Source organism: Pseudoxanthomonas sp. 68-E7, assembly GCF_057773145.1.
Map to the genome: position 1 here is coordinate 184,596 of NZ_JBYMTI010000008.1, position 14,723 is coordinate 199,318.

A 14,723-nucleotide genomic window follows, 5' to 3' on the forward strand; every position below is an offset into this window, starting at 1 on the left:
CAGTGAAAGACGCGTCAGCCGCAGCCACCATCGGCGGCGCCGGAATCGCGGATCGCTGGCGCAACACGCTGTGCGTGGGGTTGATGGCACTGGTCGCCGGCATGTGCGCGCTGCCGGCTGGCGCTTCTTTCAACCCCGGAAAGCCTTACCAGTACCTGCTGGTGCTGAGCCTGTACCTGCCGGCGCTGATCCTGGGATTCGCGCGCTTCGAACGCTGGCGCGAATTCGGGCGGCGGCCGCTGATGCCTTGGCTGATGGCGCTGTTCGCCTGGTCCACGCTGAGCCTGGCCTGGACCAACGCGGCGCGTCCGCTGGATGAAATCCTGCGCACCCTCAGCGTGCTGGTGTTCCTGTTCGCCTGGTTTCACGGCGTCGGCGACGATTCGCGCCGGCAACGCTGGTTGCTGGTGGGCGGCGCGGGCGTGCTGGCGGCGACCGCGGTCGCGGCGATGATCCGGTTCGCCATCCACCCGCCGGCCGACGGCCGGGTGACCGGATTCGGCGTGATGGCCAATGCCAACCTGATCGCCGCGGCGATGGGCGCCGGTTTCCTGTGGTTGTGGCCGTGGCGTTTCCAGACACCGGGACGGCGCGCGTTGAAGTGGCTGGCCATGGCGGTAATGGTCGCCTGCCTGGTGCTGGCCGACTCCCGCAGCGCATGGGCCGCGCTGTTCGCCGCGATTTTCGTGCTGCTCGCCATCCGCAACCGCGAGCGCGCCTGGCGGCAGCTGCTCGGACTGGGCGTGGTCGGGCTGGGCGTGATCGCGGCGGCCTACCCCGAACTCAGTGAACGCGGCTGGTCGTTCCGCCCGCAGATCATGCACTACGCGTGGCGTCTGTTCGAACAGCATCCCTGGCTGGGCATGGGCCAGGGCGCGCGCTTCACCATCCCGGTCCAGGGCGGCATGGGCATGGACCAGGTCCATACCCACAATCTGTTCACCCAGATCGCGGTCGAGCTCGGCCTGCCCGGACTGCTGCTGTGGTCGGCCCTCTGGCTGGCGCTGGGCTGGCGCGCCTGGCGGCATCGCGACGAGGTGATCGGCCGGGTCGTGCTGGGCCTGTGGGTGTTCGCCAGCGTGATGGTGCAGTTCGATCTGCCGCACCTGATTGACAGCCCGCGTCCCGGTTGGCTGATCATCTGGCTGCCGCTGGCGCTCAGCCTGTCGCTGCCGGCCGCATCCACCGACCGGCCGCGCATCCGATGAAGATTTCCCTCGCGATCCTCACCTACAACTGGCCCGAAGCCCTGGAACGGGTGCTGGAAAGCGTCGCGTCCCAGCGCAGGATGCCGGATGAAATACTGGTCGCCGATGATGGTTCGCGGCCGGACACGGCCGAAGTGGTCGCCCGCTGGCAGCAGGCGCTGCCGGTGCCGGTGCGCCACCTGTGGCAGGAGGATCGCGGTTTTCGTGCGGCGCGCTGCCGCAACCGCGCCATCGCCGCCAGCCGCGGTGACTACGTGATCCTGCTCGACGGCGACATGATCCTGCACCCGGACTTCGTCGGTGATCACGAACGCTTCGCCGAACCAGGATGCTTCCTGCAGGGTGGCCGGCTGAAGGCCACCGTCGCCGAAAGCACGCGCCTGCTGGCCGGTGGCCGGCCGGTGTTCGCGCCCTGGGTCAAGGCGGATTTCGACGAGTTCGACGGCACCCGCCGGCTGTATGCCTTCCGCCAGCCCTGGCTGGCGCGCTGGAAGGCGCGCTCGCGCAACGGTGGCCGGGTGATGAGCTGCAACATGAGCTTCTGGCGCGCGGACCTGCTGAAGGTCAATGGCTTCGACGAGCGCATGGAAGGCTACGGCGCCGAGGATCGCGAACTGGCCGCGCGGCTGGAGAACACCGGCCTGCGCCGGCGGGCGCTCAAGTGGGCCGCGCTGGCGGTGCATCTGTGGCACAACTCGCGCGCGCCACCGGACGTGGACGACATGAGCCTGCCGAACAACCGCCTGTTCCATGCCACCCGCACGCAAAAGATCACCCGTTGCGAACGCGGCATCGACGGCCATCCCGAGTTGTTGCAGGATCCCGGGGTCCCCTAGCCCGCCCCGCATGGCAACCGCATCGTCGATGAAGCTGCTCTACACCAATTTCCACAGTGGCAGCGGCGGCGGCCACACCACCTACATCCGCGAACTGGCACGCGCGCTGGGACCCCGGCATGAGGTCCATGTCGCCGCGCCCGCCGGCAGTCGCCTGCTGGCCGAAGCCGCCGCGCTGCCCGGCGTGCACACGCTCGCCCAGCCCTTTCCCAATGGCCTGCGCCGTCTGCGCGAGCGTGCCCGCGCCGTCCGTCAATTGCGCGATTACCTGCGCGGGCACCGGTTCGACATCGTGCACGTGAACGGTTCGGCTGATCACCGCATCGCCATCGCCGCGCTGCGCGGGATATCACCGCGCCCGCGCATCGTGCTCACCAAGCACAACACCAAGCCCATGGGCGGCCTGCAGCACGTCTGGCGCGCGCGCTTTCACACCGACAAGGCAATTGCGGTGTGCGAGTACGTGCGCCACCAGCTCGACGCCACGCCCTACCGCGCCTGCCATCCGCAGACGGTCTACAACGGGGTGGACACCGCGCATTTCGCGCCCTGGTCGCCGGAGGACGCGCGCGACGAGCGGGAACACTTCGCGCCGGATGCGGGCGCGCTGCTGATCGGCAGCAGCGCCGGCACCGCCGACTACAAGGGCTGGACCGATCTGGTCGCCGCGTTGGCGCTGTTGTCCGCCGACGAACGCCGCCGCGTGCAGGTGGTGATCGCGGGCCAGCCGCCTTCCACGCGCCAGCGTGAGATCGTGCGCGGGGCTGGACTGGAACCGCAGTTCCATTTCCCCGGCCTGCTGGACGACGTGCGTCCGATCATCGCCGCGCTCGACGCCGGCTTCGTGCTCTCGCACGACATCGAGACGATTTCCTTCGCCTGCCGCGAAATGATGGCGATGGGCAAGCCGGTGATGGTGACCGACTACGCCGGCCTGCCGGAGAACCTGCAACCGGGCGAGGATGGCTGGGTGGTGCCGGTACATGGCCACGAAGCCATGGCGGAGACCCTGCGCTGGATGCTCGACCACCGCGACGTAGTGGCCGCGATGGGCATCGCCGCGCGATCGCATGCGCTCGCCGAGTTCGGTATCGAACGCTTCGCCGACGCCACCGAAGCGGTTTATCGGGCGCTGCTGGCAGAGCCCTGATCGCCGTCGGCGATCAGCGGCAGGCCGCCGCCGCCGCCTCGTCCACCAGCCACCAGCTGCGGCGATTGGCCGAACCCAGCGCGTGTGCGCGTTCGCGATCGACGCAGGCCGGCAAGGTCGCGTCCTGCGCCATCAGCACGCGCTGCGCGGGCGCCTCGTGCAGCCAGGCCAGGCCGCGTTGCCATTGCTGTTCCACCGGCGCGCGGAAACCGAATTCGGTGACCTCGCCCCGGGCCTGCAACAACTGCTGTTCCTTCCAGTCGACCAGGCCGATGGCGGTGTCCTGGCCGGCGCGCGCACGCGCTTGGGCCATCACGTCGCGCGCCGAGTTCTCGCCGTCCAGCAGTGGTGCCAGCACCATGCCGTAGCCGACCCACAGCACCAGCACGGTCACCAGGGTCAACGCGACCGCGCGCGCACGCCGCAGCCACAGCGCGGCGGCGACAATCAGCCCGCCCATCACGGCCAGCGCCAGCCACAACCGGTCCGCATGCGGATCGCCGGCCAGGCCGCGCTCGGCTTCCAGCTTCAATTCGAAACGCGGGTCGCCGGACAAGGCCATGCCGCCGGCCACCAGCAACAGCCCGCCCAGTACGATCGCGAACGCCAGCAACGCGGCGCGCACGTCGCGTCGCTCGCCCAGCGCGGGCAGGAACGGCGCGGCCGCCAAAGCCAGCGCCGGCAACGCGGGCAGGATGTACATGTCGCGCTTGCCGGGACTGGCGCTGAAGAACAGCAGCACCAGCAGCATCCACGCCAGCGGCCACCATACCCGTGCGTCGCGCCGGCGCCAGGCCTCGCGCCAGGGCTTGATCAGCCAGGGAATGAAGATCGAGAACGGCAGCCAGAACAGCGCGATCACTTCCAGGAAGTACCACGGCGGCGCCTGGTGGTGCCAGGCGGCGACGTAACGGGTCGCGGTCTGGCGGAACAGGATTTCGTTGAGGTAGGCGCGATGTTCGGGATCGCCGCTGGTCAGCGCGGTCACCACCATCGGCACGAACCACAGCGCGATCGCGAGCAGGAAGCTGGCCCCGCCCAGCCACCACCGCCCCGCGCCCTTCGGCGCCGGCGTGCTCAGGCCCTGCCAGCCGCGCCAACGCATCAGCGCGTAGGGAACCAGCGCCAGCAGCGGCAGGAAGCCCACGCCCTTGCTGATCACGCCCAGGCCGGCGGAGAAGCAGCCCAGCCAGTACCAGCGCCAGTTCGGCCCCAGCAACAGGTGCCGGCCGAGTCCGTACATGCCCAGGGTGATGAAGAACACCACGGTCGGATCGATCTGCGCCCGCTTGCCCTGGTAGACGAACTGCATCGCGCACAGCACCGCGCCGGCCGCCCACAACGCGGCCTGGCGGTTCCAGGCGCGGCGTGCGAAGTCGTAGGTCAGTGCCAGCGTGCCCAGCGCCGCCAGCAGCGAGGGAATGAGGAAGGCGACATTCCAGTTGCGCACCACCGCGTAGGTGGACGCGATCATCCAGAAGTACAGCGGCGGCTTGTCCGGATACAGCTCCTGGCCGCGGTGCGGGAACAGCCATTGGCCGGACTCCCACATCTGCCTGGCCACCAGCACGAAACGCGGCTCGTCGGCCGGCCACGGCGCGCGCATGCCCAGCCCCGCGCCGATCACCACCAGCGCGAACAGCAGGAACCACCAGAACGCAGTCTTGTCGTCGGTCTTGATCATGGCGCGCGATGATACCGGCGAACCGTTAGCCAATTGTCGGAACCGGCGTCCCCGTTCCATCAATGTCGGCCGGCTCACGCCCCGGCGGTGCGACCCAGGCGCGCATAGAAGAAACCATCCATGCCGTCCTCGCCGGGCAGGCGCTGGCGTCCCGCACCGGAAACATGGCCGAAGCGCGCATCCAGTGCTTCGGCGCGGGCATCGGGCGTGCGGGCCAGGAAGGCGTCGATCTGGCGTTCATTCTCGTCCTTGAGGATCGAGCAGGTGGCATACAGCAGCACGCCGCCGGGCCGCAGCACGGTCCAGGCCGCATCCAGCAGGCGCGCCTGCAGCGCGCGCAGGGCGTCGATGTCTTCCGGCCGGCGATGCAGCAGCACGTCCGGCTGGCGACGGACGATGCCGGTCGCCGAACAGGGTGCGTCCAGCAGGATCGCGTCGAATGCCTGTTCATCCCACCAGGCGCCCGGTGCCGCGGCATCGGCCGCCTGCAGGCGTGCCTGCACACCGACCCGGGCCAGCGTGTCGCGGACCCGTTGCAGGCGGCGCGCATCCACGTCCAGCGCCAGCAGGCGCAGGCCCGGATCGCGTTCGAGCAGATGCGCGGCCTTGCCGCCCGGCGCGGCGCACGCGTCGAGCACCCGCGCGCCGGTCGCTGGCGCCAGCGCATCCGCCACCAGTTGCGCGGCGCCATCCTGGATCGAGACATCGCCCGCGCTGAAGCCGGGCAAGGCGGCCACCGCCACCGGCGTATCGACGCGGATCGCGTCGGCGGCCAAGGATGTCGTCTGCGCCGAAAGCCCCGGCAATGCCTCGCGCAACCGTTCCAGATAATCGGGCACCGGCATGCGCGCGCGGTTGACCCGCAACCACAGCGGCGCGGCTTCCGCGCTGGCGGCGAAGATGGCGTCCGCCTGCTCCGCCCAGTCCCCGCGCACCCGCGCGCGCAACCATTCGGGCCATGCCTGTCCGGGCGCGGCCACGGGCAGTCCCTCGCGCTGGGCGCGGCGCAGGATCGCGTTGACCATGCCGGCCTGATGCGTGCGCTTCAGCACGCGCGCCGCTTCCACGGTCGCCGACAGCGCCGCGTGCGCCGGCAATTGCAGCGCATCGATCTGGGCAAAGCCGACCCACAGCAGCGCGCGCAGTTCGCCGTCGCGGCGGCCGAGCGGTTTCTGCATCCAGCGCTTCAGCGCTTCGTCGTAACGGACGCGCTGGCGCAGCGCGGAGAAGCAGATCGCCTCGGCCAGCGAACGATCACGCGGATCTTCCAGCCGCGGCAGCGCCGCCGCCAGTTCCGCCTTCAGCGATCGGCCGCGGTGCGCGACCGCGTCGAGGATCTGCGCGGCCAGCGCGCGGACGGGGGCGCCCGTGCCCGGGTTCACGCGCTCACCAGATCCCGGCGCGCGTTGAGGTAGTCGGCGGCGGTGATCGCCTTGCCGCCCTCGCGCTGGACCACCCGCAGGCGCAACGCGCCCTGGCCGCAGGCGATGTCCAGGCCCTGGCGGCCTGCGGCGAGCAGGGTGCCGGGCTCGGCGCGATGCGCCAGATCCAGCGCGACCGCGCCATGGATGCGCAGGCGCTCGCCGGCCACGCTGGCCTCGGCCACCGGCCAGGGTTCGAACGCGCGCACCTTGCGCGCCAGCACGTCGGCCGGCTGCGCCCAGTCCAGCCGCGCTTCGTGCTTTTCCAGCTTGTGCGCGTAGTTGGCGCCGGCTTCCGGCTGCCGCTGCGCCATCGGGCGCATGCCCGCGCGCAGCAGGCCCAGGCCGTCGGCCAGCACGCGCGCGCCCAGTTCGGACAGGCGGTCGTGCAGCTGCCCGCCGGTTTCCTGCTCGCCGATGGGCGTGCGCTGGGACAACAGCACCGGGCCGGTATCCAGCCCGGCTTCCATCTGCATCAGGCAGACGCCGGTTTCCGCATCGCCCGCCTCGATCGCGCGCTGGAACGGCGCGGCGCCGCGCCAGCGCGGCAACAGCGAGGCGTGCACGTTCCAGCAACCGTAACGCGGGATGTCCAGCACCGCCTGCGGCAGGATCAGGCCGTAGGCCACCACGATCATCAGATCCGGTGCCAGTTCGCGCAGTGCCTCCTGCGAGGATTTCCTGCGCAGCGATTCCGGCTGCAGCACCGGGATGCCGCGCTGGATCGCCTCCAGCTTGACCGGCGAAGGAGTCAGGCCACGACCGCGGCCGGCAGGACGATCGGGCTGGGTATAGACCGCCACCACTTCATTGCGCGCATGCGCGGCGCGCAGACTGGGAACGGCGAACGCCGGCGTACCGGCAAAAACGATTCTCATGGAGGTGGAATATCCGGGAAGGAAGGGAGGAGATGGCCGTCGACGCGACCCGCAGGCTTGCCCTTGCGAATCCCGATTCCCGACTCACCAATCCCGCGGCCGTCGGGCCGTCAGGCTGCGGCCTGGCGACGCTGCTTGGCCAGCTTCTTGCGCACCATCTCGCGCTTGAGCGGCGAGAGGTAATCGACGAACAGCTTGCCGTCCAGATGGTCCATCTCGTGCTGGATGCAGACCGCCAGCAGGCCATCGGCGCGCAGTTCCTGCGCCTGGCCCCGGCGGTCGACGAAGCGCACGGTGATTTCATTGGAACGGGTGACGTCGGCGTAGATGCCCGGGACCGACAGGCAGCCTTCCTGGTAGACCTGGTCGCCGGCGCGCTCGATGATCTCCGGGTTGATGAACACCCGGGGCTCGTTCTTTTCTTCGCTGATGTCGATGACCATGAAGCGCTGGTGCACGTCCACCTGGCTGGCGGCCAGGCCGATGCCCGGGGCCTCGTACATGGTCTCGAACATGTCGTCCAGCAGCTGCTGGAAGGCCGGCTCGGTCACCCGCACAGGCTCGACCGGCACCGCTTTGGTGCGCAGCCGGGGATCGGGGAACTCGAGGATGGGAAGCAGTGCCATGGTGTGTCCGAGATGGGGGCGCCAGTGGAATCCGGCAAGGCCTCACGGATTCTAACTCGGGCGCTTGCGTTGCGCCGGGTTTTCTGGACTATAGTGCGGACCACCTGTCGGGGAATCAGGTAGATACAGCCATGTTTAAACATTTTCGTACGGTTCTCGCCGTTGCGGCGATCACCGTGGGCAGCTATGCCGCCGCCGCCGAAATGGCGGGGGACCACCCGGACACCTACGTGGTCAAGCGGGGGGACACCCTCTGGGACATTTCCGCCCGTTTCCTGAAGAAGCCGTGGCTGTGGCCGGAGATCTGGCAGGCCAACCCGCAGATCAAGAATCCCCATCTCATCTACCCGGGCGACGTGCTGAGCCTGGCCTACCTGGATCGGGTGGCCGTCCAGGCCGGTCCGCGCCAGGAAGCCCCGCTGAACGCGATTCCGCTGGCCGATGTCGAGCCGTTCCTGAAGAACCTCAGCATCACCGACAGCTTCAAGCAGTTGCCGTACGTCGCCGGGCTGGAAGAGAACATGCTGCGCGCCACCGCCGGCCAGAGCGTCTACGTGCTGGGCCTGGACCAGGCCCAGCCGGGCCAGCGCTACGCCGTCGTGCGGCCGGGCCTGCGCTACACCCAGACCCGGGTTAAGTCGAGCGGCGAGTACCTGACCTACAAGGAAGACCTGGATTTCCGCGGCGCCCGCATCAAGGGCGCGCCGGCCGACTGGAACCGCCAGTGGTCCAGCTCCGCGCTGTCCGACGGCGGTCCGGTCGAACTGCTGGGCTACGAGCTGGAGCAGGTCAACGTCGGCACCATCACCCGCGGCAGCGTGCCCGGCAGCGAAACCGTCACCCTGACCCTGGAGGACAGCGGCAAGGAAGTGCGCGCCGGTGATCGCGTGGTGCCGGTGGAAGCCAAGCCGTACGACCTGCAGTTCTTCCCGCACCCGCCGGCCTCCGCCATCGCCGAAGGCAAGCTGCAGATCCTCGCGGTCGCCAACGCGCTGACCTCGGGCGGCCCGCGCGACGTGGTCGCCATCTCCGGCGGCAGCCGCGAAGGCATCGACAACGGCACCGTGCTGTCGGTGTGGCGCAAGGGTGATCACGTCGCCAACAAGGTGCGCTGGCCCAATTCCTCGCGCATGGACGATTCCCCGCGCAACGGCGCCGGCCGGGTCAGCCTGCCGGACGAATACGCCGCCCATGTGATGGTGTTCCGCACCTTCGACAAGGTCAGCTACGGCCTGGTGATGGAAGGGGTGAAGGCCGCACGGGTGGGCTACGAACTGAAGCATCCGGACGCGACCTACTGATCTCGTTCGGACAAACCCTACGCAACATCGCGACGGCGCCCGAGGGCGCCGTCGTCGTCTCCGGACTAGGCTGCTTCCATGTCCTGCCCTGATGACGCTCCCGACGCCCTCCTGCGGCTGGTCCTGGCCGGCGGCGCGACCCCTGTTCGCCGGCGCCTGCTGGAACGGCACGGCACGCCCCGGGCCGCGATCCGCGCCGGCGCCGGCGCCTGGCGGGCGGCGGGCCTGGACGAAACGCAGGTCGGCGCGCTCCTGGCGCCACCGCCGGAGCCCCTGGCCACCGGCCGCGACTGGCTGGCGGCCTCGGAGAGCCACCACCTGCTGGGATGGAATTCGCCGGACTATCCGCCATTGCTTCGCGACGGTCCCAATCCGCCGCTGGCGTTGTTCGTCGATGGCGATCCGACGCTGCTGTGGCGACCCTCGGTGGCGGTGGTCGGCAGCCGCTCGCCCAGCGCGGGCGGGCGAGACAACGCCGCCGCGTTCGCCCGCGCGCTGACCCGCGCCGGCGTCGTGGTGGTCAGCGGCATGGCCGCCGGCATCGATGCCGCCGCCCATGAAAGCGCCCTGGAACAGACGGACGGGACGACCGTCGCCGTGCTCGGTACCGGTCCGGACCAGGCCTACCCGCGTCGGCACGATCGCCTGCGCGAACGCATCGCCAGCAAGGGCGCGGTGGTCAGCGAGCATCCGCCCGGCACGGGCGCCCATCCGAGCCACTTCCCGCGGCGCAACCGCATCATTGCCGGGCTGTCCCTGGCCACCCTGGTGATCGAGGCCGCCGAGCGTTCGGGCGCCCTCATCACGGCCCGCCAGGCGACCGACAGCGGGCGCGACGTATTCGCCGTGCCCGGCTCCATCCACAACCCGCTGGCGCGCGGCTGCCATCGGCTGATCCGCGATGGCGCCGGCCTGGTCGAACAGGCCGGCGAGGTGCTCGATGCGCTCGCACCCCAACTCGCCGGCTGCGCCCGAATCCTGCGCGACCGCCTCCACGAACCTGAACGGAGCCCGCCCGGCCGACCGGTTCACGGCCCGCTGGCCGGACAGACCAACTACCAGAAGTTGTGGGACGCGCTCGGTCATGACCCAACCGGTATGGATCGACTGTCCGAACGAACCGGATTGACGACCGCCGCACTGTCCTCCATGCTGCTCGCCATGGAACTGGATGGGCGCGTATCGGTCGAACACGGCCGTTACTGCCGCAAAGGCTAGTTTCTTTCCTCCACAGCGCCACCGTGCGCAGGCCGAGGGGCAATGAAAGAGAGCATCCTGGACGTATTGCTGTACCTGTTTGAACACTATTTCACCGAGGACGCGGACCCCGTCCGTGATCGCGACTCTCTCCAGAACGGCTTGATCCAGGCCGGTTTCAGCCCCGCCGAAATCAACAAGGCTTTCGACTGGCTCGACGCGTTGGCCGACCAGCGGCCCAGCGCGGCGCAACCGCGCGCGGGCGGTCCCACCCGCATCTTCCATGGCCCCGAGCTGGAAAAGCTGGACGTGGAAGGCCGCGGCTTCCTGATGTTCCTGGAACAGCACGGCATCCTTGATGCCGACCAGCGCGAACTGGTGCTGGACCGGGCGATGGCGCTGGACCAGGACGAGCTGGATCTGGACGACCTGAAGTGGGTCGTGCTGATGGTGCTGTTCAACCAGCCCGGTTCCGAAGCGGCCTACGCCTGGATGGAAACGCAGATGTTCGTCGACGAACCTGAACCGGTACACTGAGCCGACTTAAACCTGCTTTCGGGGGAAAGCATGGCCCAGTGGTATTACGCGGAAGGACCGGGACGCAACGTCGGACCACTCACGGCGGATGAAATCGCCGCGCGTTTCAGGCAGGGCCAGATATTCCTGGATACCCAGGTCTGGCGCGAAGGCATGGCGCAATGGCAACCGCTGCGCGGCGTCGCCGCGGAACTGGGGCTGGACGGCGGCGCCGCTTCGTCGCTGCCGCCGCCACTGCCGGGCCGGCCCATGAACGCGCCGCCGCGCGCCGCCTACGCCGCACCCGCGCCACGCAAGATGAGTCGCGGGATGATCATCCTGATCGTCTGTCTCGCCGCGATCATCCCGGCGGTCGCGATCATCGGCATCCTGGCGGCGATCGCCCTGCCCGCCTACCACGACTACACCTCGCGCGCGAAGCTGATGGAGCCGATCGCCGCGGGCGATGCGCTGAAGCCGCTGGTCGAACGCCATCTCGCCGCGGGCCAGTGCCCCGACAACGAAACCGACGGCTTCCAGCCGGAAGCCGCCTACGCTTCGCAACATGTCGCCGGCATCCTGGTTGGCGAGTTCGACGATGGCACCTGTGGCGTCGAAGTGCGGGTGCGCGGCACCGGCAACACCCGGATGGACGATCACGCCATCTGGATTTTCTACGATGGCCAGAGCCGGCAGTGGGGATGCACCTCGGACATCGAGGACCGGTTCCTGCCGGTCCGGTGCCGGGGCTGAAACACGGGTCGATGCAGTCCCGCGGCCCGGCACGATGGGCGCGGGCTATCTAGGCGGCGACAACCGCTTGCGGTAACGTTCGCAGCGCAAGGTTTGGGGAAACCAGCATGTCCACTTGGTATTACGCCGGGGCCGAGCGGCAGCCGCTCGGCCCGTTGTCGACGGATGAACTGAAACAATACTTCCGCAATGAACGGATCGCGCTGGACACGCTGGTCTGGCGTGACGGCATGATGCAATGGCGGCCGCTGGCGGATCTCGCCCAGCAGCTTGGCCTGCAGGAGATGCCGCGTCCTGAACCGTTCGACGCCGCGCCCGCATTCCCGTCTGGCCCTGGCGTGCCGCCGATGCCGGCTCCCGCGCCGTCGCCGCCCCCGGCCGCGAACCTCGAAATGGACGAGGCGCGCACCGCCATGCCTCCCGCTCCGGAAAAGGTACTGGAGGCGCCTGCGCCCGCGGGTGGCCGCGCGGTTTTCAACCTGGGCAGCGATCCATCGCCGACGCCGGTGTACGAGCGTCCCGAGATCATCGAGCGCATGGCTGCCGCCACCTCCGGCGAATCCGCGACGGCACGTAATCCGTACCTGGCGGCGCGCGCACCGCTGCAGGCACAGCCTTCATTCGTCGCGGATCAGGACGTGGTCTACGCGGGGTTCTGGAAGCGCGTGGCCGCGACGATCATCGATGGCTTCATCCTGTCGCTGGTGGTCGGCCTGTGCGGCGAACTGTTCGGCATGATCCTCAGCGATCTGGCCGGCGGCGGCGAACTGGCGACGGCGATCACCACGTCGCTGTGCACGATCGCGCTCAACGCCCTGTATTTCGCCTGGTTCCACTCCACCTTCAACTACGCCACGCCCGGCAAGATGGCGATCGGCATCAAGGTCGTGCGCAGCCACGGCGAGCCGATTTCCTTCCTGCGCGCGCTGGCGCGGTTCTTCGCCACGATCCTGAGCACGTTGACCTTGTGCATCGGCTACCTGATGGCCGCGTTCACGGCACGCAAGCAATCCCTGCATGACGTGATCTGCGACACCGTGGTGGTGGACAAGTGGGCCTACACCACGGAGCCGGAGCGGCAGCGCAGCGAACTCGGCGTGGTCGCCATCGTGGTGCTGGCCCTGTATGGTCTCGTCGTCGTGGCGGGCGCGGTCCTGATCTTCTTCGTCATCGGGCTGGCCGCCACCACGCAACGGTTCGGTTGAACCACGCAACGAATCACGCAACAGGAGCAACAAGCACAATGAGCAGTTGGTATTTCGCCGTCGGCGAGCAGCGCCAGGGTCCCATCAGCGCGGAGGAACTCGGCGCGCGTTTCCAGCGCGGCGAGATCCAGCCGGACACGCTGGTCTGGCGCGAAGGCATGGAGGGCTGGCGCGCGGTGCGCGACATGGCGGCGGAGCTCGACCTTGCCGTACCGGCCCACGCCACGTCGATGGCCATGCCGGCCCTCGAACCGGCTTCGCCCTATGCGGCGCCTTCGGCGCAGGTTCCGCTGCAGGCCGCACCGGTGTTCGGCGGCGACATCGTGCACGCCGGCTTCTGGAAGCGCTTCGCGGCTTCCTTCATCGATGGCATGGTGATGATGGTCGTGACCCTGGTGGTCGTCATGGTGGGTGTCATGCTCACCGGTGGCGCCGCCGCGCTGAGCCCGCAGGCCTTCGCCAACGACATGATGCGCGGCACGCTTGGCCTGACCTTCATCCTGGCCTTCTACATCCTGCCCATCCTGGCGCAGGCCGCCTATTTCACCTGGATGCATGCCTCCGCCTCGCAGGCGACCATGGGCAAGCTGGCGGTGGGCATCAAGGTCGCCCGCGGCAACGGCGAGGGACTGGCCCTGGGCCGCAGTTTCGGACGCTGGTGCGCGTACTTCTTCCTCAACCTGGTCAGCTGCGGCCTGACCACGCTGATCTCGGCGTTCACGGTCGGCCTGACCGAACGCAAGCAGGGCCTGCACGACATGATCGCCGACACCCTCGTGGTCGATCGCTGGGCCTTCACCGCGCATCCGGAACGGCAACGCCGCGATCTGGGCGCGGTGACCTGGACGATCATCGTGCTGGCCGGCCTGTTCGTGATCGCCTACATCGGCTTTTTCGTGTTCGCCGTCGGCATGGCGGCGGTGGCGGGCCGCTGAGGCCAGATCCGCACGATGAAGCACTGGTACTACGCCGATGAAGCGCGGCAACCACAGGGCCCGGTGGATGCCGCGACCCTGCGGGAACTGCTGACCGATGGGCAGATATCCCATGCCACGCTGATCTGGCGCGACGGGCTGTCGCAGTGGCAGGCGGCCGCCGACTTCGCGGACGAGCTCGAACTGGGCATTGCGACGCGGTCAACCTCCTTGTCGCCCGAATCACCGGAAGATCCGGCGTTGGCGTCGCCTGGGCCATCCGATGTCCCACCTTCTCCTTCATCGTTCGATGGCGCCGGCACCGTTGCGACCAACGCGGAAGTCCTGCCAACCCAGGAGGCTTCCCCGTACTCCGCGCCGCACGCCACGATCGAGATGGCGCCACGCGCGGTCCAGGGCGGCGAAATCGTCTATGCGGGCTTCTGGAAGCGTGTCGCGGCCTACATCATCGACACCTTCGTGATGACCATCATCAACACCGTGGTCGGCATGGTTGTCGGGATGGCGATGGTCGGATTGCTGATGAGCAACGGCGGCGCCACCCTCGACTCGCCGGTATGGTGGGCGTTGCAGGGCCTGTCCTATCTGGCGCAGATCGTCATCATGGCGGTCTATTTCGCCTGGTTCCACGCCTCCAGCCACCAAGCCACGCCCGGCAAGATGGCGATCGGCATCAAGGTGGTCGACAGGCACGGCGCGACGATCAGCTTCTGGCGCGGGATCGGCCGATTCTTCGCCACCTTCGTCAGCACGCTGTTGCTGCTGGCGGGCTACCTGATGGCGGCCTTCACCCGTCGCAAGCAGGCCCTGCACGACCTGATCTGCGGCACCCTGGTGGTGGACAAGTGGGCCTACACCCACCATCCCGAGCGCCAGCGTCCCGAATTGGGCACCGTCACCTGGGTCGTCCTGATCCTGGGGGGACTGCTGGCCCTCCTGGGCGTGTTGGCCATGGGCGCGCTGATCGCGGCGCTGGGCGGTGGTTTCGGAGAGTGATGGCCTTCACGGAATCC

14 protein-coding genes are annotated in these 14,723 nt (G+C 68.8%); 10 read left to right on the forward strand and 4 right to left on the reverse strand.

What is annotated here, in order from left to right; all coding sequences use genetic code 11:
* The first annotated feature begins 2 nt into the window (after positions 1 to 2).
* The 3 genes from AC3DE2_RS18615 to AC3DE2_RS18625 are packed head-to-tail and all read left to right on the forward strand — an operon-like array spanning position 3 to position 3,194.
* The gene (locus tag AC3DE2_RS18615; RefSeq protein ID WP_488427359.1) at positions 3 to 1,208 is read left to right on the forward strand and encodes an O-antigen ligase family protein; all 1,206 of its coding nucleotides are present in this window, start codon (positions 3 to 5) and stop codon (positions 1,206 to 1,208) included.
* On the forward strand, positions 1,205 to 2,044 hold the full coding sequence (locus tag AC3DE2_RS18620) for a glycosyltransferase family 2 protein (protein ID WP_488427360.1): 840 nt from the start codon (positions 1,205 to 1,207) through the stop codon (positions 2,042 to 2,044). Before AC3DE2_RS18615 ends, AC3DE2_RS18620 begins: the two co-directional genes overlap by 4 nt.
* 10 nt (positions 2,045 to 2,054) lie before the next feature.
* Positions 2,055 to 3,194 (forward strand): glycosyltransferase family 4 protein, encoded by a 1,140-nt coding sequence (locus tag AC3DE2_RS18625; protein ID WP_488427361.1) that lies wholly within the window; start codon positions 2,055 to 2,057, stop codon positions 3,192 to 3,194.
* 13 nt (positions 3,195 to 3,207) lie between these two features.
* Here AC3DE2_RS18625 and AC3DE2_RS18630 read toward each other — a convergent pair whose 3' ends face one another.
* The 4 genes from AC3DE2_RS18630 to def all read right to left on the reverse strand — a co-directional run bounded on the left by AC3DE2_RS18630 (position 3,208) and on the right by def (position 7,803).
* Complete coding sequence (locus AC3DE2_RS18630; RefSeq protein ID WP_295376912.1) at positions 3,208 to 4,878, reverse strand: ArnT family glycosyltransferase; 1,671 nt, start codon at positions 4,876 to 4,878, stop codon at positions 3,208 to 3,210.
* A 74-nt stretch (positions 4,879 to 4,952) separates the two neighbouring features.
* Positions 4,953 to 6,260, reverse strand: coding sequence for a 16S rRNA (cytosine(967)-C(5))-methyltransferase RsmB (rsmB, locus tag AC3DE2_RS18635; RefSeq protein WP_488427362.1), 1,308 nt, complete (start codon positions 6,258 to 6,260; stop codon positions 4,953 to 4,955).
* Entirely contained in the window at positions 6,257 to 7,177 is a 921-nt protein-coding gene (fmt, locus tag AC3DE2_RS18640) for a methionyl-tRNA formyltransferase (RefSeq protein WP_488427363.1), read from the reverse strand. The genes rsmB and fmt overlap by 4 nt, the downstream gene beginning before the upstream one ends.
* A 110-nt stretch (positions 7,178 to 7,287) precedes the next feature.
* Positions 7,288 to 7,803, reverse strand: a complete 516-nt coding sequence (gene def, locus AC3DE2_RS18645) for a peptide deformylase (RefSeq protein ID WP_488427364.1) — start codon at positions 7,801 to 7,803, stop codon at positions 7,288 to 7,290.
* 131 nt (positions 7,804 to 7,934) lie between these two features.
* Here def and AC3DE2_RS18650 point away from each other — a divergent pair, with 131 nt between their 5' ends.
* The 7 genes from AC3DE2_RS18650 to AC3DE2_RS18680 all read left to right on the forward strand — a co-directional run bounded on the left by AC3DE2_RS18650 (position 7,935) and on the right by AC3DE2_RS18680 (position 14,706).
* Entirely contained in the window at positions 7,935 to 9,104 is a 1,170-nt protein-coding gene (locus AC3DE2_RS18650; RefSeq protein ID WP_488427365.1) for a LysM peptidoglycan-binding domain-containing protein, read from the forward strand.
* A gap of 78 nt (positions 9,105 to 9,182) precedes the next feature.
* A complete protein-coding gene (gene dprA, locus AC3DE2_RS18655; RefSeq protein WP_488427366.1) occupies positions 9,183 to 10,322 on the forward strand; it encodes a DNA-processing protein DprA in 1,140 nt (379 codons plus the stop codon).
* Between the two features lie 42 nt (positions 10,323 to 10,364).
* Positions 10,365 to 10,838, forward strand: coding sequence for a DUF494 family protein (locus tag AC3DE2_RS18660; RefSeq protein WP_440468954.1), 474 nt, complete (start codon positions 10,365 to 10,367; stop codon positions 10,836 to 10,838).
* A gap of 30 nt (positions 10,839 to 10,868) precedes the next feature.
* Positions 10,869 to 11,570: a GYF domain-containing protein gene (locus AC3DE2_RS18665; RefSeq protein ID WP_488427367.1), complete on the forward strand. Its 702-nt coding sequence runs from the start codon at positions 10,869 to 10,871 to the stop codon at positions 11,568 to 11,570.
* A gap of 107 nt (positions 11,571 to 11,677) precedes the next feature.
* The gene (locus AC3DE2_RS18670) at positions 11,678 to 12,775 is read left to right on the forward strand and encodes an RDD family protein (RefSeq protein WP_488427368.1); all 1,098 of its coding nucleotides are present in this window, start codon (positions 11,678 to 11,680) and stop codon (positions 12,773 to 12,775) included.
* Between the two features lie 38 nt (positions 12,776 to 12,813).
* Positions 12,814 to 13,710, forward strand: a complete 897-nt coding sequence (locus tag AC3DE2_RS18675; protein ID WP_488427369.1) for an RDD family protein — start codon at positions 12,814 to 12,816, stop codon at positions 13,708 to 13,710.
* A gap of 15 nt (positions 13,711 to 13,725) precedes the next feature.
* On the forward strand, positions 13,726 to 14,706 hold the full coding sequence (locus AC3DE2_RS18680; RefSeq protein ID WP_488427370.1) for an RDD family protein: 981 nt from the start codon (positions 13,726 to 13,728) through the stop codon (positions 14,704 to 14,706).
* Positions 14,707 to 14,723 lie beyond the last annotated feature (17 nt).

Excerpts from the sequence above, each read along its gene's own strand:
- AC3DE2_RS18675 (WP_488427369.1), top strand. The coding sequence starts at position 12,814 with ATGAGCAGTTGGTATTTCGCCGTCGGCGAGCAGCGCCAGGGTCCCATC.
- AC3DE2_RS18625 (WP_488427361.1), top strand. The coding sequence starts at position 2,055 with ATGGCAACCGCATCGTCGATGAAGCTGCTCTACACCAATTTCCACAGT.
- def (WP_488427364.1), bottom strand. The coding sequence starts at position 7,803 with ATGGCACTGCTTCCCATCCTCGAGTTCCCCGATCCCCGGCTGCGCACC.
- AC3DE2_RS18680 (WP_488427370.1), top strand. The coding sequence starts at position 13,726 with ATGAAGCACTGGTACTACGCCGATGAAGCGCGGCAACCACAGGGCCCG.
- AC3DE2_RS18670 (WP_488427368.1), top strand. The coding sequence starts at position 11,678 with ATGTCCACTTGGTATTACGCCGGGGCCGAGCGGCAGCCGCTCGGCCCG.
- AC3DE2_RS18650 (WP_488427365.1), top strand. The coding sequence starts at position 7,935 with ATGTTTAAACATTTTCGTACGGTTCTCGCCGTTGCGGCGATCACCGTG.
- AC3DE2_RS18630 (WP_295376912.1), bottom strand. The coding sequence starts at position 4,878 with ATGATCAAGACCGACGACAAGACTGCGTTCTGGTGGTTCCTGCTGTTC.
- fmt (WP_488427363.1), bottom strand. The coding sequence starts at position 7,177 with ATGAGAATCGTTTTTGCCGGTACGCCGGCGTTCGCCGTTCCCAGTCTG.
- AC3DE2_RS18660 (WP_440468954.1), top strand. The coding sequence starts at position 10,365 with ATGAAAGAGAGCATCCTGGACGTATTGCTGTACCTGTTTGAACACTAT.
- AC3DE2_RS18665 (WP_488427367.1), top strand. The coding sequence starts at position 10,869 with ATGGCCCAGTGGTATTACGCGGAAGGACCGGGACGCAACGTCGGACCA.
- AC3DE2_RS18620 (WP_488427360.1), top strand. The coding sequence starts at position 1,205 with ATGAAGATTTCCCTCGCGATCCTCACCTACAACTGGCCCGAAGCCCTG.
- dprA (WP_488427366.1), top strand. The coding sequence starts at position 9,183 with ATGTCCTGCCCTGATGACGCTCCCGACGCCCTCCTGCGGCTGGTCCTG.